The organism is Polaromonas sp. UBA4122, from assembly GCA_002381615.1.
In the GTDB taxonomy this organism is placed as follows: domain Bacteria; phylum Pseudomonadota; class Gammaproteobacteria; order Burkholderiales; family Burkholderiaceae_C; genus Polaromonas.
This window is the reverse complement of the sequence record DFWY01000096.1, coordinates 15,837-40,699: the sequence shown is the minus strand read 5'-3', so window position 1 is coordinate 40,699 and position 24,863 is coordinate 15,837. Positions and strand designations below refer to the sequence as shown.

Sequence of the window (24,863 nt, the reverse complement as noted above, 5' to 3'; positions counted from 1 at the left end):
GCTGGCTACTGATATCAGTGCCCGCCATGAGGTGTCAGGCTGTCCTTGAGCAGCCAGGCCGCGCGCGAACCGGCGCCCACCACGGCGCCGGTTATCCAGAAGACGCTCGCAATCCCGATCAGCGCACCGGCCGAGCCAAACAGCATGGGCATGAGCACACTGGATGCGTTGATCGCCATCAGCCGCAGCCCCAGCGCTTCACCATGGCGCGCCTCGGGCGTGATCTGGTGCAGCATGCTCATGACCATGGGCTGCACCATCCCCAGCGCGAACCCCAACAACACCGAACACACGCCCATGGCCAGCGCCGAGCGCGTGAACGGGTACACCGCGAACAGCACGGCGGTGATCAGCATGGCGCTTGCCAACACGCGCCACTCCCGCAGATGCGCCGCCACCACAGGCATCAGCATGCGGATAACCGCCGCAGCCACGGCAAATGCGCCCAGTATGGAACCGATGACTGACGCGCTGATGCCTCTTTCAAAGCCCAGCACCGGCACCACAAAGGTGTGCACATCCCAGCAGGATGACAAAAACCAGTTCACCAGCATCAACCGGCGAAACGTAGGCTCGCGCAGCAGATCCCAGGCTTTGGGCGGCGTGCCGCCGTTCGCCGCAATGACGGGTGGCAGCTCGCGGGTTCTCCGGACCAGAAACCAGCTGGCAAGGGGCAACACTGCCAGCAGGAAAAAAGCAGCCCGGTAGCCCGAAAGACTGCCCGGCGCTGCGCCCGCATGGTCAATCAGCAGTCCGGCCGTGAAAGGCCCGAGAAAATTGGAGACCGCCGGACCAATCGACAGCCAGCTGAAAACCCGCCTGAGCTGCAGGGCTCCACTAGCTGCGCGCCCGACATGGCGTTGCAGCGAGATGACGGCCGCGCCGGTGGCGCCCCCGGTAAGCAACGCAGACATGCACAGCACCGGGAACACCGGAAAAGCCGCGGCAGCACCTGCCCCCGTCACGGCGGCCAGCACACTGTAGCTGACGGGCCGCCTCAGACCATGCCGGTCGGCAAAACGGCCCGCTGGCAGCGCCAAAAATACCGACGCCAAGGCGAAGAGCGCCAGCAGCACCCCCACCGCCGCCGGGCTGTACCCTTCGCGAAGCGCGAGCAGCGGCGCGGCCATGCGCGTGCCGGTCATGCAGGCGTGCAGACAGATCTGCGCAAGAATCAGGCGGGTAAGTTCGCGGTTCAATTCTCGTCCGGGTCTTTGTCCAGCGGAATCAGCCGGGCCGAATCGATCTCCGGCAGCGCCTCGACGTTGCGCAATGCCTTGCCCATGACACGGCTGCGCTGCTCGGCGCTGCTCAGCGTATTGAGCACGGTTTCGGTTTGCGATTTAACCTTGGCGAGCACGTCGCCGAACTTGCCAAATTCGGTCTTGACCGCGCCCAGCACCTGCCACACTTCACTGGAACGCTTTTCAAGCGCCAGCGTCCTGAAGCCCATCTGCAGGGAGCTCAGCATGGCCAGCAGCGTCGTTGGGCCGGCCAGCGTGATGCGGTGATCGCGCTGCAGGCTCTCCATCAAGCCGGGGCGCCGCAGCACTTCCGCATACAAGCCTTCCGTCGGCAAAAACAGGATGGCGAAGTCGGTGGTGTAAGGCGGCACTATGTATTTTTCTGACATCGATTTGGCCTCGATCCGGATCCTGACCTCCAGCGCCTTGCCCGCCATTTCAGCACCCAGCCCGTCCGCGCGCTGCTGCGCGTCGAGCAAGCGCTCGTAATCTTCGTTGGGAAATTTCGCATCGATCGGCAACCACAGCGGCTCACCCGAATCGGACCGGCCCGGCAGCTTGATGGCGAAGTCGACCGGGTTCTTGCCGCCAGGGCAGGTGACGACCTGCGCCGCGTACTGATCGACGGTAAACACCTGCTCCAGCAAGGCCGACAGCTGGGCTTCGCCAAAAATGCCGCGCGTCTTGACGTTGGTCAGCAAATGTTTGAGGTCGCCCACGCCCTGCGCCAAGGTCTGCATCTCTCCCAGGCCCTTGTGCACCTGCTCCAGCCGGTCAGCAACCTGCTTGAAACTTTCGCCCAGGCGCGTTTCCAGCGTGGCATGCAGCTTTTCATCCACCGTCTTGCGCATCTCGTCGAGCTTGGCGGCGTTGCTTTGCTGCAGTTGGGCCAGCTGGGCTTCCAGCGTTTGCCGCACTTCGGCCATGCGGCGCGCGTTGGACTCGCTCAAGGCCGTGAGTTGACCGGACAAGGTGTCAGACAGTGTTTTTTGCAGCAGTGCCAGTTGCTGGCCAAACGCATCAATCTGGGTATTTTGCGTGCGCGTCGCTTCCGCGCCCTGTTGCACCAGCGCCTGCTGAAACGTGGCCAGGTTTTGCGTCAGTTCCTGCCGCCCATCACGCGAGGACTCGCTGATCTCGCGGCGCAATTCACGCTCCAGGCGTTCGATACGTTCGGAGTGCCCCTGCACCGCCGCCAGCAACTCGGCCTTGCCCTGCTCTGCCGCCTGGGCGGCACCGGTATCCGGCCGCCGCAGCGCCAACCATAGCAGTACCAACACATTCAAAACGGCAAGCGCCAACAAAGACCAAAACACAGCGTCATTCAAACCGGTTTCCTCCAAACCCCTATTGTTGTACAAAACCAGCTTCGGCTGATTTTGACTGGCGAAAATCATCCAGGTGATTCCGTAGCCTAGAGCTTCCCTTCAGGGCAATCTTTTGCAATCAGGTCATCATTGCAACCTCGTTCACTTCATCATTGATCACAGCGTGATCTCCTGGCGCGATGATAGCGGCAGGGTAGGACAGCATCTGGCGCAAGGCGACCTCATGCTGTTCGGGCTGCTTGTGATACTGCTTGCGCCAGCGTTCGGTGCCTGGCTGCGTGCCATGACCACGCGCGCGCCAATTGATGGTTCGCCGCATAATTCCAGCTTAGAAACGTAACTCAAACTCTCGATGCCCGCACCGCTTGCCCCTCCTCCATCGCCGCCGCAGGGCGCATCCAAAGGCGCCAGCCTGGAACACTCAGGGCTTTGGGGCTCATCATCCGACATCTCGCGGCGCGCGGGAATCCTGATCGCTGTCCTGCTCGTCACCGGGCTGCTGGCCTTGTCCGACAAGGTTCACCACCAGATCGTCGCTGCCATTGCGCTTGCCGAGCCAATGATTTCACAGCACCCTGTGCTGGGCGCCCTGATTTTCATGGCGCTGGCGGCGCTCTCGGCCATGCTGGTGTTCTTCTCCGGTGTGCTGATCGTTCCCATTGGCATACAGACCTGGGGCGAGATGGGCTGCTTTCTCTTGTTGTGGAGTGGCTGGTGTCTGGGCGGGCTTGTCACCTACGCCATTGGCCGCCGCCTGAAACGCCCCGCCGTGCAGCGGATGCTGCCCGGTGGAATGTTCGACCGCTACGAAAATCGTATCCCAGAAGGTGGCTCGTTCGTCACCGCCGTGCTGGTTCAGCTGGCGGTTCCGTCAGACGTTTCGGGCTACTTCTTCGGGCTTCTCGGCTACCCGCTGCGCATCTATTTCGGCGCGCTGGTGCTCACCGAGCTTCCGTATGCCCTGGGTACGGTTTTTCTCGGCAACGCGTTCATGCAAAAACAGTATGTGGTGCTGCTCTCTGCTGCCGCTGTGGCGCTTGTCGCACTGGGCCTGGCCTGGCTTTGGTGGCGACGGCGACACAAGCGCGCATCCCTCTCGTAGCCACAAGCGCCTGCGGCACGCCGGTGGCCGCCGGACACGCTATCGATTAAAGAGCAAGAACATGAGGATTCAAGGGGGTCAGAGGCCTTTTATCCTTGAAAAAACCAATCAGGTTGTCGACGGCCAGGTCGGCCATGGCCAGACGCGTCGGCACCGTGGCACTGGCAATGTGCGGCGTCAACACGACGTTGGGCACCGTCAGCAGATCAGGATTGAGCTTGGGCTCGCCTTCGAACACATCCAGGCCTGCCGCGGCAATGCGTTTTTCACGCAGCGCTACGGCCAGGGCGGCATCGTCGACAATGCCGCCGCGTGCGATATTGATCAGCGTGGCGGTGGGTTTCATCAGGGCCAGCTCGGCAGCGCCAATGGTGTGGTGGGACGCTGGCGAATACGGCAGCACCAGCACCACATGGTCGGCCGTCTTGAGCAGCGCTTCCTTGCTGACATAACTGGCCTTGCAGTCTGCCTCTAGCGCGGCATCGAGGCGGGAACGGTTGTGATAAATCACCTTCATGCCAAAGCCATGCGCACCGCGTTTGGCAATTCCCTGTCCGATGCGGCCCATGCCCAGAATGCCCAGCGTGGCACCGTGAATGTCGGAGCCCGCAAACATGTCGTAACTCCACTTGCTCCACTTGCCGGCCCGCAAATAGTGCTCGCTCTCGGTGATGCGGCGGGCGGCGGCCATCAGCAAGGCAAAGCCGAAGTCAGCGGTGGTTTCGGTCAGCACATCGGGCGCATTGGTGGCCAGCACACCGGCTGCCGTCATGGCCTCGATATCAAAATTGTTGTAGCCCACCGCCATGTTGGCGCAGATCTTCAGCCTGGGGCAGGCGGCGAGCACCTCGGCATCAATACGGTCACCGCCGGTGGTGAAAGCGCCATCTTTGTCTCTCAGACGCTCGGTCAGTTCGGCCTTGGACCAGGTCTCATCGTTCTGGTTGGATTCGACCTCAAAATGCTGTGCGAGCTTGTCGATGATCTCGGGAAAGATGGCTCGGGCAACCAGTATTTTGTGTTTCATCCAGACCGTCTCCTATTCAAATGTTTTCCATGAAGCCCGTCAGGATTTTTTCCTTCGGGCTGAATTTTTCAATGTATCAGCCGGTACTGGACGATGTACACAAGCGCGCCCGCCAAATACCCTACCAGCGCCAGCCCGCTGATTTTTTTGACATACCAGAAGAAGTTTATTTTTTCCAGCCCCATGGCAGCGACGCCAGCCGCGGAGCCAATGATCAAGATGGAGCCGCCCGTGCCAGCACAATAGGCCATGAATTCCCACAGAAAACTATCGGAGGGGTACTGGGCCAGGTGATACATGCCCATCGAAGCCGCCACCAGCGGCACGTTGTCGACGATTGCACTGATAAGGCCGATGATCACCACAATGATGTCTTGGCGCCCCACCGTCTTGTTAAGCCACTCCGCGATCGAGGACAAAATGTGGGAGTGCTCCAGGGTCGCCACGGCAAGCAGAATGCCGATAAAGAAAACGATCGAGCTCATGTCGATGCGCGTGAGCGCCCGTGCCAGGGTCAGGCGTTGCTTGCTGATATCTTCTTCTTTGCGGTGCACCAGATCACCCACGGCCCACAGGATGCCCAGGCCAAACAGAATACCCATAAAGGGCGGCAGCTGCGTTACCGTCTTAAAGAGCGGCACCGCCACCAGGATGCCGAGGCCCAGGAAGAACATCAGATTGCGCTCGAACGCGCTCCTCTGCGGCGCGTCCTCGTCTGCCGCACGCTGCGGCGGCACGACCGGGCGGTCACCAAGGAGATAGCTGGTCACCGCCAGCGGCACCAGCAGGTTCAGCATCGAGGGGAGGAAAACGCCCTTCATGATGGCCAGGGTGGTGATCTGGCCGCCGATCCAGAGCATGGTGGTGGTGACGTCGCCGATCGGCGTCCAGGCGCCGCCCGCGTTGGCGGCAATGACGATGATGCCAGCAAAGAACAGCCGGTCATCCCGCTTGTCGAGCAACTTCTTCATCAGCGAAACCATCACGATGGTGGTGGTCAGGTTGTCCAGGATGGAACTCAAGAAGAAGGTGATGAAACCGACCATCCACATCAGTGAGGACAGGCGGGTGGTCTTGACGCGCGAGGTGATCACGTCAAACCCGTTGTGCGCATCGACCACCTCGACGATGGTCATGGCCCCCATCAGGAAGAAGACGATCTGCGCCGTTCCCATCAGCGACTCGCCGAGCTCTGCGGCCACCATAGTGGACTCGCCGGAGGACACCGCGTAAATGGTCCACAGCAGCCCGGCGCCGATCAAGGCGGAAGCGGACTTGTTGATCTTGAGCGGATGCTCCAGGGCGATGGCCGCATAGGCCAGCACGAAAATGACTATCAGCGCGGTGAGCATTTAAATTTACCTCGGTACTTTCAGCGGATAAAGGTTAAACATGCCGACGAATTATGCGGGCTGCTCAATGTCAAAAACCTGGCGCAGGTAGGCCAGGTATTTCTCGTCATCACACATGTTTTTCGAGGGCGTGTCCGACAGCTTGGCGACCGGCTGGCCGTTGCAGCGCACCATCTTGATCACAATCTGCAGCGGCTCGTAACCCAGGTCGTTGGTCAGGTTGGTACCAATGCCAAAAGCCAGCTGGCAGCGCCCCCTGAATTGCCGGTAAAGCTCGATGATTCTGGGTATCGTGAGCGCGTCGCTGAAAATCAGCGTCTTGGTTCTGGGGTCGACACGACTGTCCACGTAGTGCGCGATCATGCGCTCGCCCCACTGAAACGGGTCGCCGCTGTCATGGCGGGCCCCGTCAAACAGCTTGCAGAAGTACAGGTCGAAATCGCGCAGGAAGGCGCTCATGCCATAGACGTCCGACAGCGCAATACCCAGATCGCCGCGGTACTCTTTGGCCCACGATTCGAAGCCAAACACCTGGCTGTCACGCAGCCGCGGCCCGAGCGCCTGGCAAGCCTGCATGTACTCGTGCGCCATGGTGCCCAGGGGTGTCACGCCCAGCTTCATGGCGAACAGCACATTGCTGGTGCCGGCGAATTGCCCCGACAACCCCGAGCCCAGCCGCGTCACCAGCGTGCGCAGCACCTCTTCGTGCCAAGCCTTGCCAAAACGCCGGCGCGTGCCGTAGTCGGCAATTTTGAGTTCCCCGAGGCTACTGGCCTGCAGCTGCCCGATTTTCGTGTCCAGACGTTTTCGGCCCTCGGTCACATCGGGTTGCTTTTGCGTGTTGCGAAAGTAGACCTCATTGATGATGGCAAGCACCGGAATTTCAAACAGGATGGTGTGCAGCCAAGGACCTTTGATGGAGACGTCAATATCGCCCGAGGGCAGGGCCGTAACACTTACGTATTTTTTGTTGAGCTTGAAAATGCCCAGAAAATCGACAAAGTCGCTCTTGATGAAGCGCAAGGCCTTCAGGTAGGCCAGTTCGGCATCCTGAAAGTGCAGAGTGCAGAGTCCGCGGATTTCTTCGCGAATCTCGTTCACGAAGGGCGCAAGGTCCCCGATCCCGGCGGCACCGGCGTTGCGGCACTTGAACCGGTATTCCACCTCGGCACCGGGAAACTGGTGCAACACCACCTGCATCATGGTGAATTTGTACAGGTCGGTATCGAGCAGGCTGGTGATGATCATGGAGAACGCTTGAGGCCCTGGGGTGCGGTGGTGGTGAGTCAGGTTCGCGGACCCCGTAATGGGGCCCGCTTCAACTCAGGTGCCGAGGAATTCCACTTCAAACAGCAAGGTGGCGTTGGGAGGAATCGCACCACCCGCGCCGCGTGCACCGTAGCCGAGTGCAGCCGGGATGATCAGGCGACGTGTGCCGCCCACCGACATGCCCTGCACGCCTTCGTCCCAGCCGCGAATGACTTCACCGGCGCCGAGCGAAAACTGGAACGGCTGGCCACGGTCTTTGCTGGAGTCAAACTTGGCGCCCTGCACGTCGTTGTTATAAAGCCAGCCGGTGTAGTGCACCTTGACGCGCTGCCCCGCCTTGGCAATCGCACCGGTGCCCAGAACGGTGTCTTCGTATTGCAGTCCTGATGGAGTGGTGGTGGTCATGGCAATGTCCTTTTTGAAACATGGGTTGAAAAACAAAACAGGAAAAAAGAAACCAGCCTTTTTTCACGAACCCCTGACTTTACCCGCAACCAGCAGCAGCAAGCGGTCCGCACGGGCTGCGAACAAGCGGTTTTGCTCCGCCACCAGCAGGCTTATGCCTTCGCGCTTGAGCGCCAGCAAGGCATCGCGAATGGATCCGACCAGCACCGGCGCAATGCCTTCGCAAGGTTCATCAAGCAGCAAAATGCGCGGTCCTGTCATCAGTGTGCGGGCGATGGCCAGCATTTGCTGCTCGCCGCCGCTCATCTGCGCGGCAGGCCGCTTGAGCTTGGTCTTGAGCACCGGAAACAAGTCGAGCACCCGGGCTTCATGGGCCGGCGCATCACGGCCGGCTGCAACGTGCAGGTTCTCGCGCACCGTCAGTCCGGTAAACAGCCGGCGGTCTTCGGCTACGTAGCCCAGGCCCGCGCGTGCGCGCCGGTGGGTTTCCCAGCGCCGAATGTCCACCGAGCCTGCTTCCGTTGGGTTCACTTGATAGAGGATGCGGCCTTCGGTTCGCACCTCCAGACCTATCAAGGCCTTGAGCAGCGTGGACTTGCCTGCGCCGTTGAGCCCCTGCAGCACGACAAGTTCACCGGGCCTGACCTGCAGCGATATGTCGAACAAGGCCTGCGCCGGGCCATAAAAGGCGTTGAGCCTTTCCACCTCAAGCATGAGCAGCCCCATCAACCTGAACATCAACCAGCCCGTCACCCAGGTAAAGCCTGCGTACCGTACTGTCGCGTGAAATGTCCTCGAACGAACCCTGCGCAGCCAGTCGGCCCTCCATAAGCACCAGCACGCGGTCGGCCACGCCCGCCACGGCGTCCATGTTGTGCTCGGTGTAGAGCACGGCCATGCCTCTCCCTGCGAGGCCTTTCACCAGCTGCATCAGGTTGGCACGCTCCTGCTCGGCCAGGCCGGCAGCAGGTTCGTCAAGCAACAAAAGCTGCGGGCTGGCGGCCAGCGCCACGGCCAGCTCCAGCCGCTTTTTGGCGCCATAGGGCAGGCTCAGCGCGTCCTGGTCTGCCAGCGCCCGCAGGCCGGTTTGTTCGAGCAGCGCATAGGCCGGCTCGCGTGACTGCCTGTCCAGGTTTTTGAAGGCAGAAATGGCCCGAAGCCCAATACGGGCCTGCGCAGCCAGCTGCACATTTTGTAGCACCGTCAGCGCTTCAAAGACTTGAGCCACCTGAAATGTGCGCGCCACGCCGTGCTGCAAACGGGCTGCAGGGGCGAGTTTGTCCAGCACCTGACCGCTCCACACAATGTGGCCACTGGTAGGCAGATACTGGCCTGCAATACAGGCAAAACAAGTGGACTTGCCCGCGCCGTTGGGCCCGATCAGCGCCACGCATTCCCCCGCCGAGACCTCAAAGCTCACGCCATCGACCGCGCGTATGCCGCCAAAGTGCTTGACCAGTTGTTGAACCTGCAGCATCAGTCGGTTCCCTGAATGGCACGGTCAGCCCGCAGACGGCGTCTGCCCCTGCGGGAAAGCAGGCCCCCAAGACTCAGCAGGCCTGACGGCGAGGCGACCATGATCAGCATGATGAAGACGCCGAGCAGGCCGCGCCAGTAAGTGACTTCGCGGCCCAGTTCGGCGCTGGCATAGCTCAGCACCACACTGCCCACCACCGCGCCCCAGAGCTGATGCACGCCACCGAGCAACACCACCAGCAAGGCATCCACCGAGGTAGCTACCCCCGCCAGCGACGGAAACACAGCGCCCTTGTTCGCGGCAAAAAGGCCTCCGGCCAGGCCCGCGAGCACCGCACTCTCGACAAAGATACGGTATTTAAGCCAGCCCACCGATAGCCCGGATGCCGCCGCGCGCAAGGGCGCATCACGCCCGGCCTGCAACGCCGCGCCAAAGACCGACTGGCCTGTATGCCGCAGCGCCAGCACCGCGATCAGCGCCAGCGCCACCAGCAGCGCATAAAAAAGCGGCCTTCCCTCGTCATTTACCAACGTGAGGCCAATGAGGCCATTGTCACCGCCCGTGAGGCTGACCCACTGGCTCGCACTGGCCCAAATCATCTGCGCCAGCGCCAGCGACAGCATGGCCAGATACACCCCCGCGCTGCGCACCACCGCCGCGCCAAACACGGCGGCCACCCCCAGCGCCGCGGCGCAACCAGTCGCCAGCGCCACCGGCAGCGACGCCCCCCACAGGCTGTGCGACAAGGCGGCACCATAGCCACCCAGCGCAAAAAAAGCGGCATGGCCAAAACTCACCAGGCCGCCCAGCGCCATCATGGCCTGCAGGCTGATGCCGAAGATCATCAAAATCAGCGCATCGGCCGCCAGTGTTTGCCAGTATGGCCCGCCGGCCCAGGCCAGGCATGCCAGCAACACAAAACTTGCGGCAATAGCCGACGACCAGAGGCGCCCCAGCTTAAGGCCGCGAAACTTCTGCGCCGCCTCGCGCGCGCCTGCACTGGCCTCATGCGAAGCGGCCGGCAAGCCGTTGATCCCTTGGGGGCGAAACACCAGCACCACCGCCATGGTCAAAAACACAATCACCAGCGTGGCCTGTGGAAACGCCACGATGCCAAAGGTATGAACGAGGCCGATCAGCAAGGCCGCCACAAAAGCACCGCCAATACTGCCCAGGCCGCCCGTGACGACGACGACAAAGGTTTCCACAATCACGTTCATGTCCATCTGCAGATTCGCAGGCTCGCGCGGCAATACCAAAGCACCGCCCAACCCCGCCAGTGCGCAGCCCAGCACCACAGCACCCAGCATCAGCGGCTTGGGATTGATACCGAGCGCCGCCAGCATGGAACGGTCTTGCGTGGCGGCGCGCAGCCGCTGGCCAAACAGCGAGCGCCTAAGCAACAAGTGCAGGCCCAGCCAGACCAGCGGACCCAGCGCAATCATCACCAGCTGGTATTCAGGAAACAACTCATCACCGATTTGCACCGAGCCTCTGAGCCCCGGAAAACGCGGCGCAAACACTTCATCGGGACCAAAACCCCACTGCATCGCGTCATGCAGCGCCAGCGTGAGGCCGAAGGTAGCCACCAGCTGGTACAGCTCAGGCGCCCTGGCCATTCTTCTTAGCAAGAAGAATTCGGCTATAGCGCCTACCAGTCCTGCACAAGCAGCTCCTAAAAGCATAGCAAGCAGATACAACGGTGCGCTTTCGCCCCAAGCCGGAAACCAGTCGGTGACCCAGTGCGCCGTGAACAGCGCGCCCAGCATGAAGAAACTGCCATGCGCAAAATTGACGATGCGTGTCACACCGAATATCAGCGTCAGCCCCGCAGCCATCAGGAACAGCGTGGTGGCGTAAGACAGGCCGCCGAGCAGCTGGACCACGGAAAACGTCATGCGCTCAATCTAGCCATTTAGTGAATTCCGAGACACTGACTCGCGGCGTGCGAAAGGTATTGACCAGCGCCGTTTCATCGGCAAACCCCAGGGCCATGCCGCAGACCAGCATCTCGCCTTCACCGGCGCCGATGTGCGGCAGGATGATTTTTGAATAGCCATTCCAGGCCGCCTGCGGGCAGGTATGCAGGCCGCGGCCGCGCGCGGCGACCATGATGTTTTGCAAAAACATGCCGTAGTCCACCAGCGAACCACGCCCCATCACCCGATCCACCGTGAACATCAGGCCCACCGGTGCATCGAAAAACCGGAAGTTGCGCTGGTGCTGCGCGTGCATCTTGTCTTTGTCGCCTTTGCCAATGCCCAGCAAGCCGTAAAGGCCCCAGCCGTTTTCACGGCGCCGGTCAATGTAGGGTGGCACCCATTTTTCAGGGTAGTAGTCGTATTCCTCTTTGTATTCAGCCGCCAGCGCCGGGTTGGCGCGCAGGGCGTCATGCGCCTGGCAAACCTTGTCCACCAGGCTGCCCTTGCTGGCGCCCTGCAGCACATAGACTTTCCATGGCTGGGTGTTGGTGCCTGAGGGGGCGCGGCTGGCGACTTCCAGCAGACGGGCGATGGTTGCACGGGGCACCGGCGTGGGCAGAAATTCGCGCATCGACTGGCGGCTCACTATCGCCCAGTCGACGACATTGGGAGCCTCAGGGCCAGGGAGGCAGCCAGCCGCAGGCGCGGAAAGAGATGGGGTCACGTCAGGGTCTCCAGTACGGCAAGTAATTGAGGGAGCAAGGGTGCCGGTCGGCGCGTGGCGCGGTCGACATAGACATGAACGAAATGGCCTTTGGCCGCACATGGCTGGTCTTCATCCCCCGGAAACAGCGCCACCTCATAGCGCACGCTGGACGAGCCGATGTGCGCCACGCGAATGCCCGCGACCACCGGCTCAGGAAAAGTCAGCGGCGCAAAGTAGTTGCACTGGGTCTCGACCACCAGGCCAATCATGCTTCCAGGCTTGGTGGAATGAAGGTCCAGTGCACCACGCTCAATCAGCAGGCCGTTGACGGCGGTGTCAAACCAGCTGTAATAAACAACGTTGTTGATGTGACCGTAAACATCGTTGTCGGACCAGCGAGTGCCGATATCGCGAAAAACCTTATAGGCGCTGCGGGGTTCGGCTTGTGGTCGCGTGGATGAAGTCATGAGAGCCTATTTTGCCAGTCAGAACGACGCAGCAGGTACCTACGCATACATCAAACTTCTACTGTCTCCCCGGAAAAGCCGGGGGATTACCCATGCTTGGCAAGACCTGAAGCACCCCAAACACACTGGATATCTGGAGCCCAGACTAGGTCGTCACGTCTAAAATGGTGCACTGCAGCAAAACATGCTTGCAATCGTCCGGGTAATCCCTATAATTACTTTTATGTTGCAGTGCAGCAATTCAGCGCAGGGCAACTATTTACCGTTACCAACTTATCCGGAGATTAATTATGCTAACTGCTGAACAAATCATGGCCTCCCACAAAGCCAACATCGAAACCCTGTTTGGTCTGACCCAAAAAGCCTTTGAAGGCGTCGAGAAACTGGTCGAACTGAACGTGCAAGCCACCAAGGCTGCCCTGGCTGAAACCGCCAATCACGCACAAGCTGTCATGGGCGTGAAAGACGCACAGGAATTGCTGGCTCTGCAAGCCGGTATGGTCCAACCCCTGGCTGAGAAAACCGCCGCTTACAGCCGCCACCTCTATGACATCGCTTCGGCTGCCGGTGCCGAACTGAGCAAGACCTTCGAAGGTCAGGCTGCTGATGCACAAAAGAAATTTGTAGGCTTGGTCGATAGCGCCGCAAATAACGCACCTGCTGGTTCCGAGACCGCCGTGGCCGTGATGAAAAGCGCCGTGGCTGCTGCTACCAACGCGTATGAGTCGGTGCAAAAAGCCGTCAAACAAGCTAGCGACATGGCCGAAACCAACTTCAACACCGTGGCAGCTTCCGCTGTGAACGCCTCCAAGACCGCTACCAAAAAGCGTTAATTGATCTGCGCCTTGCGCTGCAGAGTTGTCGGCTTGGCCACAACCCTTGGCAGCGCAAACGCCAGCGTTCACGGAGCCTGCCGCCGAAATCCTGTTTGACTGAACAGGCTTCAAACCAGTTGTCTCCTCGGGTCCTTCCAGAAATTCAGTTTCACGGACCTGCTTAAAGCCCAATCGCAAGATTGGGCTTTTTTTTTGGTCAAATCAGCCCTTAATCCAAGAACAACGGGCATAGACAGCTATCAAAAACAGAGCGATCTACCGGGAAAGTCTTAATGGACCGGCACCACCCCAGCCTCCAGCTTGGCCCTGAGCGCGGGTAGCGCCGCGAGCATGGCCGCCCGGCCCGAGTCGATGGCGCGTTGCCGGGCCGAAAAATCGGCGCTCTTCAAGCCCGTGAGCGAAGGCCGAACCACCACATCGGCATCCCTGAGCTCGTACCGGTTGATGCTTTTGCCCATGATAGAAAAAGTCTGCAAGAGAATCTGCAAGGTGTCGCCGGCCGGGTTGGCTTCCGGCGGATCGGAGATATCGACGGCAATCACCAGGTCAGCGCCCATCTGCCGGGCAAAATGCACCGGCACCGGCGACACCAGCCCACCATCAACGTACTCATGGCCATTGATCTTGACCGGCACAAACACCGCCGGCACCGCGCTGGACGCACGCACCGCTGTGCCGGTGTCGCCACGCCGAAACAACACAGCCTGTCCGCTGTTCAGGTCCGTCGCCACAATGCCCAGCGGGATGACCATGTTTTCCATCAGACGGCCTGCCACCAGCTGGTTGACATAGCGGGCCAATGCATCACCGCGAAACATGCCGCGACCAAAAATGGGCAGCATCCAGTCGGTGATGGCGACCTCTTCCATGTTGAGCGCGGTCTGCTGCAGCTGGGCACTGGTTTTGCCACTGGCATAGAGCGCCGCCACCAGGCTGCCGGCCGAAGTACCGACCACAAACTGAGGCCTGAGCCCGGCCTCTTCGAGAACGGCAATAACGCCGACATGGGCAAAACCGCGTGCGGCACCACCACCCAGCGCCAAGCCGATCTTCAGCGGCTTCTTCACTGTCGCAATGGCCGCTGCTGGCGGCGTGGCGTCCGGGCCACTGGGAGGGCTGGAACAACCGGCCAGCAGCAAAGCGGGCAAGACCAGCAGCAGCAGGCGCTGCCAGGCCCCAGTCACCCGCTGGCTCACACCCAAAGACGCCTTTCCACCCACATCACCGCCAAGACCCCCATTGCCCGTCAATCCAACCCGGATGCGACCATTACAACTAATTCTCAATGCCATCAAACTAAACTTCATTCACATCCAACCTTTATGGGTTTCTTTTACCCTATTCAAAAAAACGCCTTCATTTGCCCGCCTTGCGCCCTTGCACTAGTCACTGCCGTCCTGTTGGGTTCTGTATGGTGCGCCAGCTCCAGGAACGGGCGTCAAGCTAGCTGTATTCTGCGCGCCACTGCCAGACCAACGAAGCCCCGTACCAGAACGTCACAAAGGCGACGGGCATCAAGGTCAACCGCGTGGACGCTGACGAAGCCGGCATTCTGGCACGACTGAAAGCCGAAGGCGCGACCTGCTTCGGCTTTTCCACCCCCCAACCGTGTGGTGGTGGGTGACAAGATAAAGATCAATCAAGCGCGACCCTTGAAAAATGACCGGGCTTTTTCATGGGCCATAATTGATATTCAAGGTGACGTTGACGTAAACGTCAATTTCAAACCCTTTTATTTTCCCTTAGCCTCCAGTTTTTCTCAAACTTTTCCCAACCTTTCAACTTCAAGGAACAACCCCATGGATATCGCAGGCAAAGTCTTTATCGTCACCGGCGGCGCATCAGGTCTGGGTGAAGGTACGGCGCGCATGTTGGTAGCCAATGGCGCCAAGGTGGTGATTGCCGACATGCAGGCCGACAAGGGTGAAGCGATTGCCAAGGAACTGGGCGAAGGCAAGGCGGCTTTTGTGAAGTGCGATGTGAGCCAGGAGGCCGACGGTCAGGCCGTGGTGGCCAAAGCCGTGTCCATGGGCAAGCTGATGGGCCTGGTCAATTGCGCCGGCATTGCACCGGCCGAAAAAACCGTGGGTAAAAACGGCGCGCACAGCCTGGCCGTGTTCAGCAAAACCATTACCGTCAACCTGGTGGGCAGCTTCAACATGATCCGCCTGGCGGCTGACGCCATGTGCAAAAACGAGCCCGAAGCCACCGGCGAGCGCGGCGTGCTGATTTCCACGGCCTCGGTCGCCGCCTACGACGGCCAGATTGGTCAGGCCGCGTACAGCGCCTCCAAGGGCGGCATTGTCGGCATGACGCTGCCGATTGCCCGCGACCTGGCGCGCAATGGCATCCGCAACATGACCATCGCTCCCGGTATCTTCGGCACGCCGATGATGTTTGGCATGCCCCAGGAAGTGCAAGACTCGCTGGCCGCCAGCGTGCCCTTCCCCTCGCGCCTGGGTACGCCGCAAGACTACGCCAGGCTGGTCAAGCACATTTTTGAAAACGACATGCTCAACGGCGAAGTGATCCGCCTCGACGGCGCCATACGCCTGGCGCCCCGCTGAGGACTTGACTGTGCGCCGCTTTCAGAAGGCGGGGGCTTTTTTTGCTCTATTTTTGATAGCTGATTACGCCCGCTGCTATTGGGCTAGAGGCATAAAATACTGTTAAATAGCGCTGAATGACCGTCAGTCGGAGCCGGTGGCTGAACCATCGGTCCGGTGCGGCGTACCCTGTCTGCTCACCCATTTGAAAGGGATTGCATGAAACGCCTGTTGACCTCCGTCGCCGCCTCAGCGACCGTTTTAGCCCTGCTGGCAGCCTGCTCCAGCTTTTCCAGTCCCTCAAGCCAGTCCAAGCAGTTCAGCTATACCGTCCCGGCGCAGCCTGAAGCTTCATCGGGCTACACCCCCAAACCCGGCTGGGCTACCCGCCAATTTGCAGTCGCTGCGGCCAACCCGCTGGCCACTGATGCGGGCTACCAGGTTCTCAAAGCGGGTGGATCGGCGGTTGATGCGGCCATTGCGGTGCAGATGGTGCTCGCCCTGGTGGAGCCGCAGTCCAGCGGGATTGGCGGCGGTGCGTTTTTGCTGCATTCCAATGGCCGCACCGTCGAAGCGTTCGATGGCCGTGAAACTGCCCCTGCTGCGGCGGATGAAAAGCTGTTCATAGGCGCTGACGGCAAGCCGATGACGTTTTACGACGCGGTGGTCGGTGGCCGTTCCGTCGGCACACCCGGCACCCTGCCCATGCTGGAAATGGCCCATCAGCAGTATGGCAAACTGCCCTGGGCCCAGCTCTTCGTGCCCGCCATCCAGCTGGCTGAAGCCGGCTTCAAGGTCAGCGCGCGGCTGAATACCCTGCTCAAGGACGATAAGTACCTGAAGAACGATAAAGTCGCCGCAGCGTATTTTTATAAGCCAGACGGCACGCCGGTGGACACGGGCAGTACGCTGCGCAACCCGGCGCTGGCCGACGTACTGCGCCAGATCGCCAGACAAGGCGCCGGCGCGCTGATGGCAGGCTCGGGCGCGCAGGCCATTGTGAGCAAGGTGCAAAGCCACCCCACCAACCCCGGCAAACTGGCCTTGAGCGATTTGGCCGATTACCAGGCCAAAAAGCGCGACCCGATCTGCTTGGACTACAGCGCTGCCGGCAAAGCCTACCGCCTGTGCGGCATGCCGCCGCACAGCTCGGGCGCCATCGCCGTGGGGCAGATCCTGGGTATTTTGAGCCACACGAATGCCGCCAACTTGCCGCTGGTGGCCGGCATGGGCGGCGTTGCGGGCACCATGGCACCCGCCCCGTCAGCCGACTGGCTACACCTTTACACCGAAGCGTCGCGCCTGGCCTTTGCCGACCGCAGCCAATACCTGGGCGATCCCGATTTTGTGCAGCCACCCGGCGGCAACTGGATGAGTTTGCTGGACCCCGCCTACTTGAGGGAACGCGCCAAGCTGATTCAGCCCGGTGGTCCCAGCATGAAAACCGCCAAGCCGGGCGTACCGGGCACTGTCAAGACTGCTTACGCGCCCATGCCAGAGCAGCCTGAACACGGCACTTCGCACATCAGCATCGTGGACGGCTATGGCAATGCCATCGCCATGACCACAACGATTGAAGACGCGTTTGGCGCACGCCTGATGACCGATGGCGGCACCGGCAAAGCGGGCGGCTTCCTGCTGAACAACGAACTGACCGACTTCAGCTTCGCCCCGACTGACGCCGACGGCAAGCTGGTCGCCAACCGCGTGCAGGCTGGCAAGCGCCCCCGCTCATCGATGGCGCCAACGCTGGTGTTTGACAAAAACTCCGGCCAGTTCGTCATGAGCGGCGGCAGCCCGGGCGGCGCGCTCATCATTCACTACACGGCCAAAACGCTGTACGGCGTGCTCAACTGGGGGCTGAACGCCCAGCAGGCGATCGACCTGCCCAACTTTGGCTCGCTGGGCGGCCCCAGCCTGCTCGAAGAAAACCGCTTTCCGCCAGCGACAGTCCAGGCGCTGAGAGCACACGGCGCCGAAGTGCGTGAGATGACCATGACCAGTGGCCTGCAGGCCATCCAGAAAACGCCCACCAGCGGCTTCTTCGGCGGGGCCGACCCCCGGCGTGAAGGCGTGGTGCTGGGGGACTAGAAAAAAGTGCCGAACACCCTTTCTTGACGGGCGCAAGCAGCTATCGTTTTAGTAGCACACCAGCGCAGCCTCAAACATCAATCGCCAGCGCCGAGCCAAGCAGCGCCGCCACCCGCTGCGGATACACCTCGGCGACAGGTCCAATACATGCCGTCCGCGACAGCGCATCGCCGTTATGAGCGTGGAGGCACAATACTGCCGTGGCCATTCCCCAATCATTTATCCAGGAGCTGTTAGCGCGCGCCGACGTGGTGGACATCGTCGGCCGCTACGTGCAGCTGAAAAAAGGCGGCGCCAATTTCATGGGCCTGTGCCCGTTTCACGGCGAGAAGTCCCCCTCCTTCAGCGTCAGCCCGTCCAAGCAGTTCTACCACTGCTTCGGCTGCGGCAAAAATGGCAACGCCATCAGCTTCCTGATGGATCACGCCGGCATGACCTTTGTCGAGGCCGTGAAAGACCTGGCCCAGCAATACGGCCTGCAGGTACCCGAAGACGACGTATCCCCCCAGGACCGCGCCAAGGCAGCGCAAATGCGCGAGCAGCAAGCCACCCTGACCAGCGTGCTGGAAAAAGCCGCGGTGGCCTATATCAAGCAGCTACGCAGCTCCGAGCGGGCCATTGACTACTTCAAGAGGCGCGGCCTCTCCGGCGAAATCGCCAGGACCTTTGGCCTGGGATACGCGCCGCAGGGCTGGCGCAGCCTGGCCAGCGTCTTTCCGGACTACAACGACCCGCTGCTGGTCGAAAGCGGCCTGGTGATCACCGGCGAGGCTGACGAAGAAAACGCCGCAGGCGAAGCCAAGCGCTACGACCGCTTCCGCGACCGGGTCATGTTCCCCATCCGCAACGTCAAGGGTGAATGCATAGGCTTTGGCGGCCGCGTGCTGGGCGATGAGAAGCCCAAATACCTGAACTCGCCTGAAACCCCGGTGTTCAGCAAGGGGCGCGAACTGTACGGCTTGTTTGAAGCTAGAAGCGCCTTGCGCGAGCATGGCTACGCGCTGGTCACCGAGGGCTACATGGACGTGGTGGCGCTGGCCCAACTGGGCTTTGCCAACGCCGTGGCCACGCTCGGCACGGCCTGCACGGCCGAGCATGTGCAAAAGCTGTTTCGCTTCACTGATTCCGTGGTCTTCAGCTTTGACGGCGACAGCGCCGGGCGCCGCGCCGCGCGCAAGGCGCTGGACGCCGCACTGCCCTTTGCCACCGACGTGCGCACCGTCAAGTTTTTGTTTTTGCCGGCCGAACACGACCCGGACAGCTTCATCCGCGAACATGGCCAGGAAGGCTTTGCCGCCTATGTGAGCAAGGCCGTGCCGCTGAGCCGTTTTCTTCTGGAAGCCGCAGTCGAGGGTTGCGATCTGGACACCGCCGAAGGCCGCGCCCACATGGCCAGCAATGCCAGAGCGCTGTGGAACCTGCTGCCCGATGGCGCGCTCAAGCGGCAACTGCTGGCCGAGATTGCCGACCAGGTGCTGATTGACAGCCGCGAGCTGCTGCAGCTCTGGCAGCCCGCTTCCATCGGCCACCAAAAAAACTATAAAAATAATAGCAGCTTGCGCCCGTCAGCAAAGGGCTACAGGCCAAATTTATCCTCAGATCCCGACAGAAGCCGTGATACCCACGACTTTGCAGGCTACCCGGCAGACCGGCGCGAGGAGGCTGACTACGCGTCGTCTGAACCCTCCGAACACTATTTCCTGCCTCCTGCAGCGTCAGCGCGCAGCTTCGGGCGACCGGCCAGCGGCACCAGCCATGCACCGCGCCGTGTGGCCGGTCGCATCCTGCCCGCCAGCCGTGAAGACCGCGTCCTCAGGCTGCTGCTGACCGAGCTGCAAAGCTGGGACCGGCTCAGCACGGAAGAGCACCATTTGCTGCTGGAGCTGCCGGCGCCGCATGGGCCGCTGTTTGTGTGGCTGGAAAGTCAACTGCATGAGCATGGGCCACAACCCTGGGCGGCCCTGCGTGAAGGCCTGCGGGGTCATGCCCATGAACATTACGCGGTGACCCAGCTGGCCCAGATTCTTGAAGGCGTGGAATCAGACTGGGACGAAATGCGCGGGATCCTGAAACAACTACTGGACTTGAAGCTTGAAAGCGAAATAGCCGAATTGGCCGCCCGGGCCGCCACCGACCCCGCTGCATTCCAGCGTTTGCGCGAGTTGACTGAGCAATCCAGAGCCAAAAAAGCAGCCGCGAAATCGGCATGAAACAGGGCATAAAAACCGCTCGTACGGTATAATCCACACTTTTCACGGCAAGCGCGACAGCAGCACCTCCGGCACCGGCCCCCTTCTACCCAAGGGAACCTCACACAAGAGATGGCCAACTTCCCGCAAGGACTGCACACCAAATGTTCGCCCAAACAGCTTGCCTAAAAAAAATAACCAGCCCGGTGCTTTCGTACTGGCTGGCTTGTTTTTTTAGTCCTTTCATTTTGAACGCTGAATCCTTGTTGCCTGTGCTTTGACTCTGGTCAGGCGCAAGGCGCATTCTTGTTTACGGGTAGCTGATCGATATTTCAAACAATTTCCGACATCTGGAGGTCTCATGCCTATTGCCAAGCCCAGCCAGCCCAAGAAGCCGCAAACCACGCAGTCCAAAGCAGCCAAGGTTGAAAAAGCCGGAAAACCCGCCATATCCCTTAAAGCCAGCACCGAACATGCCCCGGTGAACAAAGCGCCTCCGAAATCCGCGAAATCTGATATGCCCCTGAAGAAAGTTACTGCCGTGCCGACCAAATCCCGTCCCGAATCCAAGCCTGTTGCAGCCCCTGCCGCCCTGCTCGACGTGCCGTTAAAAAAGAAACCCGGCCGTCCGCCAAAAAACCCTGCAGTTGCCGATGGCGCGCCCGCCTCCACGGTTGTAGGCGGGGCCAAACGTGGTCGCAAACCCAAGAACGCCATCACGCCTGAGGGCGATGAGGATCTGTCGGACGTCGTCGCCGAGTTTGCCGAAGAACCCGTAGCGGAGACGACGGTAAAGGTCAAACCGCTACGCATGAAAATCAGCAAGGCCAAAGAACGCGCCTTGATGAAGGAATTTGGCCTGGACGAGACGGTCCTGTCTGAAGAAGACATGCTCAAGCGCCGCATGCGCCTGAAAACCCTGATCAAACTCGGTAAAACGCGCGGCTACCTGACGCACGGCGAAATTTCCGACCACCTGCCTGACAAGCTGGTCGATGCCGAGACGCTTGAAGTTGTCGTCAACATGCTCAACGACATGGGTGTTGCGGTTTACGAACAGGCGCCTGATGCAGAAACCCTGCTGCTGAACAACACCGGCCCGACCGTTGCCACGGAAGAGGAAGCCGAAGAAGAAGCCGAAGCCGCGCTGTCCACCGTTGACAGCGAGTTCGGCCGCACCACCGACCCGGTCCGCATGTACATGCGTGAAATGGGCACGGTCGAGTTGCTGACCCGCGAAGGCGAGATCGAGATTGCCAAGCGCATCGAGGGCGGCCTCATGCGCATGATGGAAGCCATCTCGGAGAGCCCCGCCACGATTGCCGAGATCATGCGGCTGGGCGAAGAAATCCGCGAAGGCAAGATTGTCATTTCAACCGTTGTTGACGGTTTCTCCAACCCCAACGAAGCCGACGACTATGTAGCCGAAGAAGACTTTGACGAGTTCGACGAAGAAGACGACGACGACGGCAAGGGCGGCTCCAAGGCCCTGACCAAGAAGCTCGAAGAGCTCAAAAAAGAAGCTCTCAGCCGCTTCGACAAAGTTGCATCCCTGTTCGAAAAAGTTCACAAGGTCTACGACAAGGAAGGCTACGGTACGCCGGCTTACGTGAAGGCACAAAAGGCCCTGAGCGACGAGCTGATGACGGTGCGTTTTACTGCCAAAACCATTGAAAAGCTGTGCGACCTGCTGCGCGGCCAGGTGCTCGATGTGCGCAAGAAAGAGCGCGAGCTGCGCCGCATCATCGTCGAAAAATGCGGCATGCCCCAGGAAACCTTTGTGAAAGACTTTCCACCCAATCTGCTCAATCTTAAATGGGTTGAAAAGCAGGTCGCTTCCGGCAAGCCGTGGTCGCTCGTGATGGCGCGCAACATCCCGCCAATCCAGGAACTGCAGACCAAGCTGGCCGAGTTGCAGGCGCGCGTGGTGGTGCCACTGACCCAGCTCAAGGACATCAACAAGCGCATGAACGAAGGCGAGTCCAACTCGCGCGATGCCAAGAAAGAAATGATCGAGGCCAACTTGCGTCTGGTGATTTCGATTGCGAAAAAATACACCAATCGCGGCCTGCAATTCCTGGATCTGATCCAGGAAGGCAACATCGGTTTGATGAAAGCCGTGGACAAGTTTGAATACCGCCGCGGCTACAAATTCTCGACCTACGCCACCTGGTGGATCCGTCAGGCCATCACGCGCTCCATCGCGGACCAGGCTCGTACCATCCGCATCCCGGTGCACATGATTGAAACCATCAACAAGATGAACCGCCTGTCGCGCCAGCACTTGCAGGAGTTTGGCTTTGAGCCCGACGCCAGCATTCTGGCCGCCAAGATGGAAATTCCTGAAGACAAGATTCGCAAAATCATGAAGATCGCCAAAGAGCCCATCTCCATGGAAACGCCGATCGGTGACGATGACGATTCCCACCTGGGCGATTTCATCGAGGACAGCGCCAACACCGCGCCGCTGGAAGCGGCGATGCAGGCCGGCCTGCGCGATGTGGTCAAAGACATCCTCGACAGCCTGACGCCGCGCGAAGCCAAGGTGCTGCGCATGCGCTTCGGCATCGAAATGTCGACCGATCACACGCTCGAGGAAGTAGGCAAGCAGTTCGACGTGACGCGCGAGCGCATTCGCCAAATTGAAGCCAAGGCCTTGCGCAAGCTCAAGCACCCCAGCCGCAGCGACAAGCTGCGCAGCTTTATCGATACGCTGTAAAGCCAGCTAAATCCGCATGAGCGGCCAGAGCCTGATAAAGGGCACTGGCCGCTTTTTTTTGCGAATGCCCTCGCGGCCCTCAGCGGTTTGACTGTGTGCTAAAACGGTAACGTCCCACAAACGCGCCCATGGAAGGCGCGCCACCGAGCACGCCGTCCAGGCTGTCGTAGCCCAGCACCACATCATCAAAATGGCCGTGACAATCAGGCACCAGAATCTGCTCGATTTTGGCGCCGTAATTGGTGATGCCAACCACCATGCCACGGGCATTGCGCAAGGTAAACAGCCTGACCGGTTTGCCGTCGACCTCCCCCTCAAAGCGTGCAGGATCAAGCAAGCCGATGGCAGGCAAAAACGATGAAGAAGTCACCGAGGCGAGCCAGTCGTTCTTCGGCTCAGATTCAGGCGACCTCGTGATTGGCCATGATCTCCAGCGCACGCACCAGCGCGGAATGGTCCAGGTCCTGCATGCCGTTGGCGCTGCAGACCTGCATGAGCTGGGCAGCGCCTGCAGTTTGCGGCAACGCCAGGCCCAGTGTCCTGGCGCCGCTCAGCGCCAGGCCCAAATCTTTCTGATGCAAGCCGATCCGGAAGCCTGGCGCAAAGGTGCGCTTGATCATGCGTTCGCCGTGGACCTCCAGAATGCGAGAAGAAGCAAAGCCGCCCATGAGCGCCTGGCGCACTTTGGCGGGGTCAGCCCCTGCCTTGCTGGCAAACAGCAGGGCTTCGCCCACCGCAGCAATAGTCAGCGCCACAATGATCTGGTTGGCCACCTTGCAGGTTTGGCCGTCGCCATTGCCGCCCACCAGCGTGATATTTTTACCCATCAACTCAAACAGCGGCTTCACGAGCTCAAACGCCGCCTCAGGGCCGCCCACCATGATGGTCAGGCTGGCGGCCTTGGCGCCGACTTCTCCGCCAGAGACCGGTGCATCGAGGTAGTCGCAGCCCAATGCGTTGATTTTTTTGGCAAATTCCTTAGTGTCCATGGGCGAGATGGAACTCATGTCGACGACCGTTTTCCCCTTGCTCAAACCCGAAGTCACACCGTTCTCGCCAAACAGCACCATGGCCACATCAGGCGTATCGGGCAACATCAGGAAAATAATGTCGGCCTGCTCAGCGACTTCACGAATCGAGTCGCAGGCCTTCGCCTTGCCTGTCAGCAGATCAGCCGGCACCTTACTCCGGGTGTTGAGGAAAACCTCATGTCCTGCATTGATCAGGTGTGCGGCCATCGGCGCGCCCATGATTCCCAAACCAATAAAACCAAGCTTGCTCATTTAATTACTCCAGTCAAAAGGTTCAAAAACATGATTCGGTGATCAGGCGCGGTAGCGGTCATGCAGGGTTTGCGTTGCCGACCGAAACACGCCCAGGTCACTTCCTACTGCCACAAAGGTCGCGCCCATGTCCATATAGCGCCGTGCATCGGCTTCAACCGGTGCCAGAGTCCCGGAAGGCTTGCCACAGGCCCTGGCATTGGCAAACACGGCAGCGATGGCTTTTTGCACGTCCGGATGGCCCGCATTACCCAGGTGGCCCAGACCTGCCGCGAGATCAGACGGGCCAACAAAGATGCAATCCACGCCTTCAACTTCAGCAATGGCACGGGACGCTGCCACACCTGCACTGCTCTCGATTTGCACAGCCACACAAATCTGGTCGTTGATGCCCTTGAAATAATCGGGCAAGGTGCCATAGCGGTTGCTGCGCTGCGAGACCGACACACCGCGAACGCCCTGTGGCGGATACCGCGTGGCGGCCACGGCGCGGCGCGCTTCATCAGCGCTTTCGACAAAGGGCACCAGGAAGTTGTAAAAGCCGGCATCGAGCAGACGCTTGATCTCGACCGCGTTGTTGCTGGTCGGGCGCACGAAAGGCGCGCTCGGACTGTCTTTGAGCGCCATCAGTTGCGGTATGAAAGTACCCACGTCGTTGGGAGAATGTTCGCCGTCCAGCAAAATCCAGTCAAAACCGGCAACACCCAGCACTTCGGTGGTGATGGCGTTGGCCAGTGACGACCAGCAGCCAATCAATTTTTTGCCAGCCAGCAGGTCGCGCTTAAAGCTGTTGGGAAAACTCTGGTAAGGGGTTGCTTGTGTCATGAAATCTCTCTTTTAATGGGTGAGTCAATTTGGTTTATTTTGAAGGATCGGCTTGCCGGACTGCTTGTGCATGGC

The 24,863-nt window shown here is 60.3% G+C and carries 23 protein-coding genes and 1 pseudogene; 7 read left to right on the top strand and 17 right to left on the bottom strand.

Features of this window, described 5'->3' with window-relative positions:
- Nucleotides 1–14: 14 nt before the first annotated feature.
- The 3 genes from B3F77_RS13095 to B3F77_RS13085 form a co-directional block, all read right to left on the bottom strand.
- A complete protein-coding gene (locus tag B3F77_RS13095) occupies nt 15–1,199 on the bottom strand; it encodes an MFS transporter (RefSeq protein ID WP_293605373.1) in 1,185 nt (394 codons plus the stop codon).
- Nucleotides 1,196–2,572 (bottom strand): DNA recombination protein RmuC, encoded by a 1,377-nt coding sequence (locus B3F77_RS13090; RefSeq protein ID WP_293605372.1) that lies wholly within the window; start codon nt 2,570–2,572, stop codon nt 1,196–1,198. The genes B3F77_RS13095 and B3F77_RS13090 overlap by 4 nt, the downstream gene beginning before the upstream one ends.
- A 118-nt stretch (nt 2,573–2,690) precedes the next feature.
- Nucleotides 2,691–2,891 (bottom strand): hypothetical protein, encoded by a 201-nt coding sequence (locus B3F77_RS13085; protein ID WP_293605371.1) that lies wholly within the window; start codon nt 2,889–2,891, stop codon nt 2,691–2,693.
- Nucleotides 2,892–2,924: 33 nt separating this feature from the next.
- Between B3F77_RS13085 and B3F77_RS13080 the strand changes: the two genes are divergently transcribed.
- Entirely contained in the window at nt 2,925–3,674 is a 750-nt protein-coding gene (locus B3F77_RS13080; protein ID WP_293605370.1) for a TVP38/TMEM64 family protein, read from the top strand.
- Nucleotides 3,675–3,720: 46 nt separating this feature from the next.
- On the opposite strand, the gene B3F77_RS13075 is transcribed toward B3F77_RS13080, so the two are convergent.
- From B3F77_RS13075 to B3F77_RS13035, 9 genes are all read right to left on the bottom strand, one after another.
- Nucleotides 3,721–4,701: a 2-hydroxyacid dehydrogenase gene (locus B3F77_RS13075; protein ID WP_293605369.1), complete on the bottom strand. Its 981-nt coding sequence runs from the start codon at nt 4,699–4,701 to the stop codon at nt 3,721–3,723.
- Between the two features lie 68 nt (nt 4,702–4,769).
- A complete protein-coding gene (gene nhaD / locus B3F77_RS13070) occupies nt 4,770–6,053 on the bottom strand; it encodes a sodium:proton antiporter NhaD (RefSeq protein ID WP_293605368.1) in 1,284 nt (427 codons plus the stop codon).
- Between the two features lie 51 nt (nt 6,054–6,104).
- Complete coding sequence (gene pncB / locus B3F77_RS13065; RefSeq protein WP_293605367.1) at nt 6,105–7,301, bottom strand: nicotinate phosphoribosyltransferase; 1,197 nt, start codon at nt 7,299–7,301, stop codon at nt 6,105–6,107.
- Between the two features lie 75 nt (nt 7,302–7,376).
- Nucleotides 7,377–7,727: an FKBP-type peptidyl-prolyl cis-trans isomerase gene (locus tag B3F77_RS13060; protein WP_293605366.1), complete on the bottom strand. Its 351-nt coding sequence runs from the start codon at nt 7,725–7,727 to the stop codon at nt 7,377–7,379.
- 63 nt (nt 7,728–7,790) lie between these two features.
- Nucleotides 7,791–8,441: an ABC transporter ATP-binding protein gene (locus tag B3F77_RS13055; RefSeq protein ID WP_293605365.1), complete on the bottom strand. Its 651-nt coding sequence runs from the start codon at nt 8,439–8,441 to the stop codon at nt 7,791–7,793.
- Nucleotides 8,434–9,204 (bottom strand): ABC transporter ATP-binding protein, encoded by a 771-nt coding sequence (locus tag B3F77_RS13050; RefSeq protein WP_293605364.1) that lies wholly within the window; start codon nt 9,202–9,204, stop codon nt 8,434–8,436. Before B3F77_RS13050 ends, B3F77_RS13055 begins: the two co-directional genes overlap by 8 nt.
- Nucleotides 9,204–11,102: an ABC transporter permease gene (locus B3F77_RS13045; protein WP_293605363.1), complete on the bottom strand. Its 1,899-nt coding sequence runs from the start codon at nt 11,100–11,102 to the stop codon at nt 9,204–9,206. The genes B3F77_RS13050 and B3F77_RS13045 overlap by 1 nt, the downstream gene beginning before the upstream one ends.
- Nucleotides 11,103–11,106: 4 nt before the next feature.
- Nucleotides 11,107–11,850 carry a nitroreductase gene (locus tag B3F77_RS13040; protein WP_414703010.1) on the bottom strand — a complete coding sequence of 248 codons (744 nt, stop codon included), beginning with the start codon at nt 11,848–11,850 and terminating at the stop codon, nt 11,107–11,109.
- A complete protein-coding gene (locus B3F77_RS13035) occupies nt 11,847–12,299 on the bottom strand; it encodes an acyl-CoA thioesterase (protein WP_293605362.1) in 453 nt (150 codons plus the stop codon). Before B3F77_RS13035 ends, B3F77_RS13040 begins: the two co-directional genes overlap by 4 nt.
- A gap of 287 nt (nt 12,300–12,586) precedes the next feature.
- Here B3F77_RS13035 and B3F77_RS13030 point away from each other — a divergent pair, with 287 nt between their 5' ends.
- A complete protein-coding gene (locus B3F77_RS13030) occupies nt 12,587–13,132 on the top strand; it encodes a phasin family protein (RefSeq protein WP_293605384.1) in 546 nt (181 codons plus the stop codon).
- A gap of 272 nt (nt 13,133–13,404) precedes the next feature.
- Here B3F77_RS13030 and B3F77_RS13025 read toward each other — a convergent pair whose 3' ends face one another.
- A complete protein-coding gene (locus B3F77_RS13025) occupies nt 13,405–14,283 on the bottom strand; it encodes a patatin-like phospholipase family protein (RefSeq protein ID WP_293605383.1) in 879 nt (292 codons plus the stop codon).
- Between the two features lie 299 nt (nt 14,284–14,582).
- Between B3F77_RS13025 and B3F77_RS21005 the strand changes: the two are divergent.
- The 3 genes and pseudogenes from B3F77_RS21005 to B3F77_RS13010 all read left to right on the top strand — a co-directional run.
- Nucleotides 14,583–14,714: pseudogene (locus B3F77_RS21005) on the top strand (Fe(3+) ABC transporter substrate-binding protein); the annotation flags it as partial.
- A gap of 220 nt (nt 14,715–14,934) precedes the next feature.
- A complete protein-coding gene (locus tag B3F77_RS13015) occupies nt 14,935–15,702 on the top strand; it encodes a 3-hydroxyacyl-CoA dehydrogenase (RefSeq protein ID WP_293605361.1) in 768 nt (255 codons plus the stop codon).
- A gap of 198 nt (nt 15,703–15,900) precedes the next feature.
- Nucleotides 15,901–17,772 carry a gamma-glutamyltransferase family protein gene (locus B3F77_RS13010; RefSeq protein ID WP_293605360.1) on the top strand — a complete coding sequence of 624 codons (1,872 nt, stop codon included), beginning with the start codon at nt 15,901–15,903 and terminating at the stop codon, nt 17,770–17,772.
- Nucleotides 17,773–17,842: 70 nt separating this feature from the next.
- Here B3F77_RS13010 and B3F77_RS13005 read toward each other — a convergent pair whose 3' ends face one another.
- A complete protein-coding gene (locus B3F77_RS13005) occupies nt 17,843–17,980 on the bottom strand; it encodes a hypothetical protein (protein ID WP_293605359.1) in 138 nt (45 codons plus the stop codon).
- On the opposite strand from B3F77_RS13005, the gene dnaG reads away from it, so the two are divergent.
- A complete protein-coding gene (gene dnaG, locus B3F77_RS13000; RefSeq protein WP_293605358.1) occupies nt 17,973–19,982 on the top strand; it encodes a DNA primase in 2,010 nt (669 codons plus the stop codon). The two genes, B3F77_RS13005 and dnaG, sit on opposite strands and share 8 nt — an antisense overlap.
- A 340-nt stretch (nt 19,983–20,322) precedes the next feature.
- Nucleotides 20,323–22,680 (top strand): RNA polymerase sigma factor RpoD, encoded by a 2,358-nt coding sequence (gene rpoD, locus B3F77_RS12995; protein WP_293605357.1) that lies wholly within the window; start codon nt 20,323–20,325, stop codon nt 22,678–22,680.
- A 79-nt stretch (nt 22,681–22,759) separates the two neighbouring features.
- Here the strand turns inward: rpoD and B3F77_RS12990 are convergent, their stop codons facing one another.
- The 3 genes from B3F77_RS12990 to garL are packed head-to-tail and all read right to left on the bottom strand — an operon-like array spanning nt 22,760 to nt 24,788.
- On the bottom strand, nt 22,760–23,050 hold the full coding sequence (locus tag B3F77_RS12990) for a hypothetical protein (RefSeq protein ID WP_293605356.1): 291 nt from the start codon (nt 23,048–23,050) through the stop codon (nt 22,760–22,762).
- 31 nt (nt 23,051–23,081) lie between these two features.
- A complete protein-coding gene (glxR, locus tag B3F77_RS12985; protein WP_293605355.1) occupies nt 23,082–23,963 on the bottom strand; it encodes a 2-hydroxy-3-oxopropionate reductase in 882 nt (293 codons plus the stop codon).
- Between the two features lie 42 nt (nt 23,964–24,005).
- The gene (garL, locus tag B3F77_RS12980; protein WP_293605354.1) at nt 24,006–24,788 is read right to left on the bottom strand and encodes a 2-dehydro-3-deoxyglucarate aldolase; all 783 of its coding nucleotides are present in this window, start codon (nt 24,786–24,788) and stop codon (nt 24,006–24,008) included.
- Nucleotides 24,789–24,863: the final 75 nt, after the last annotated feature.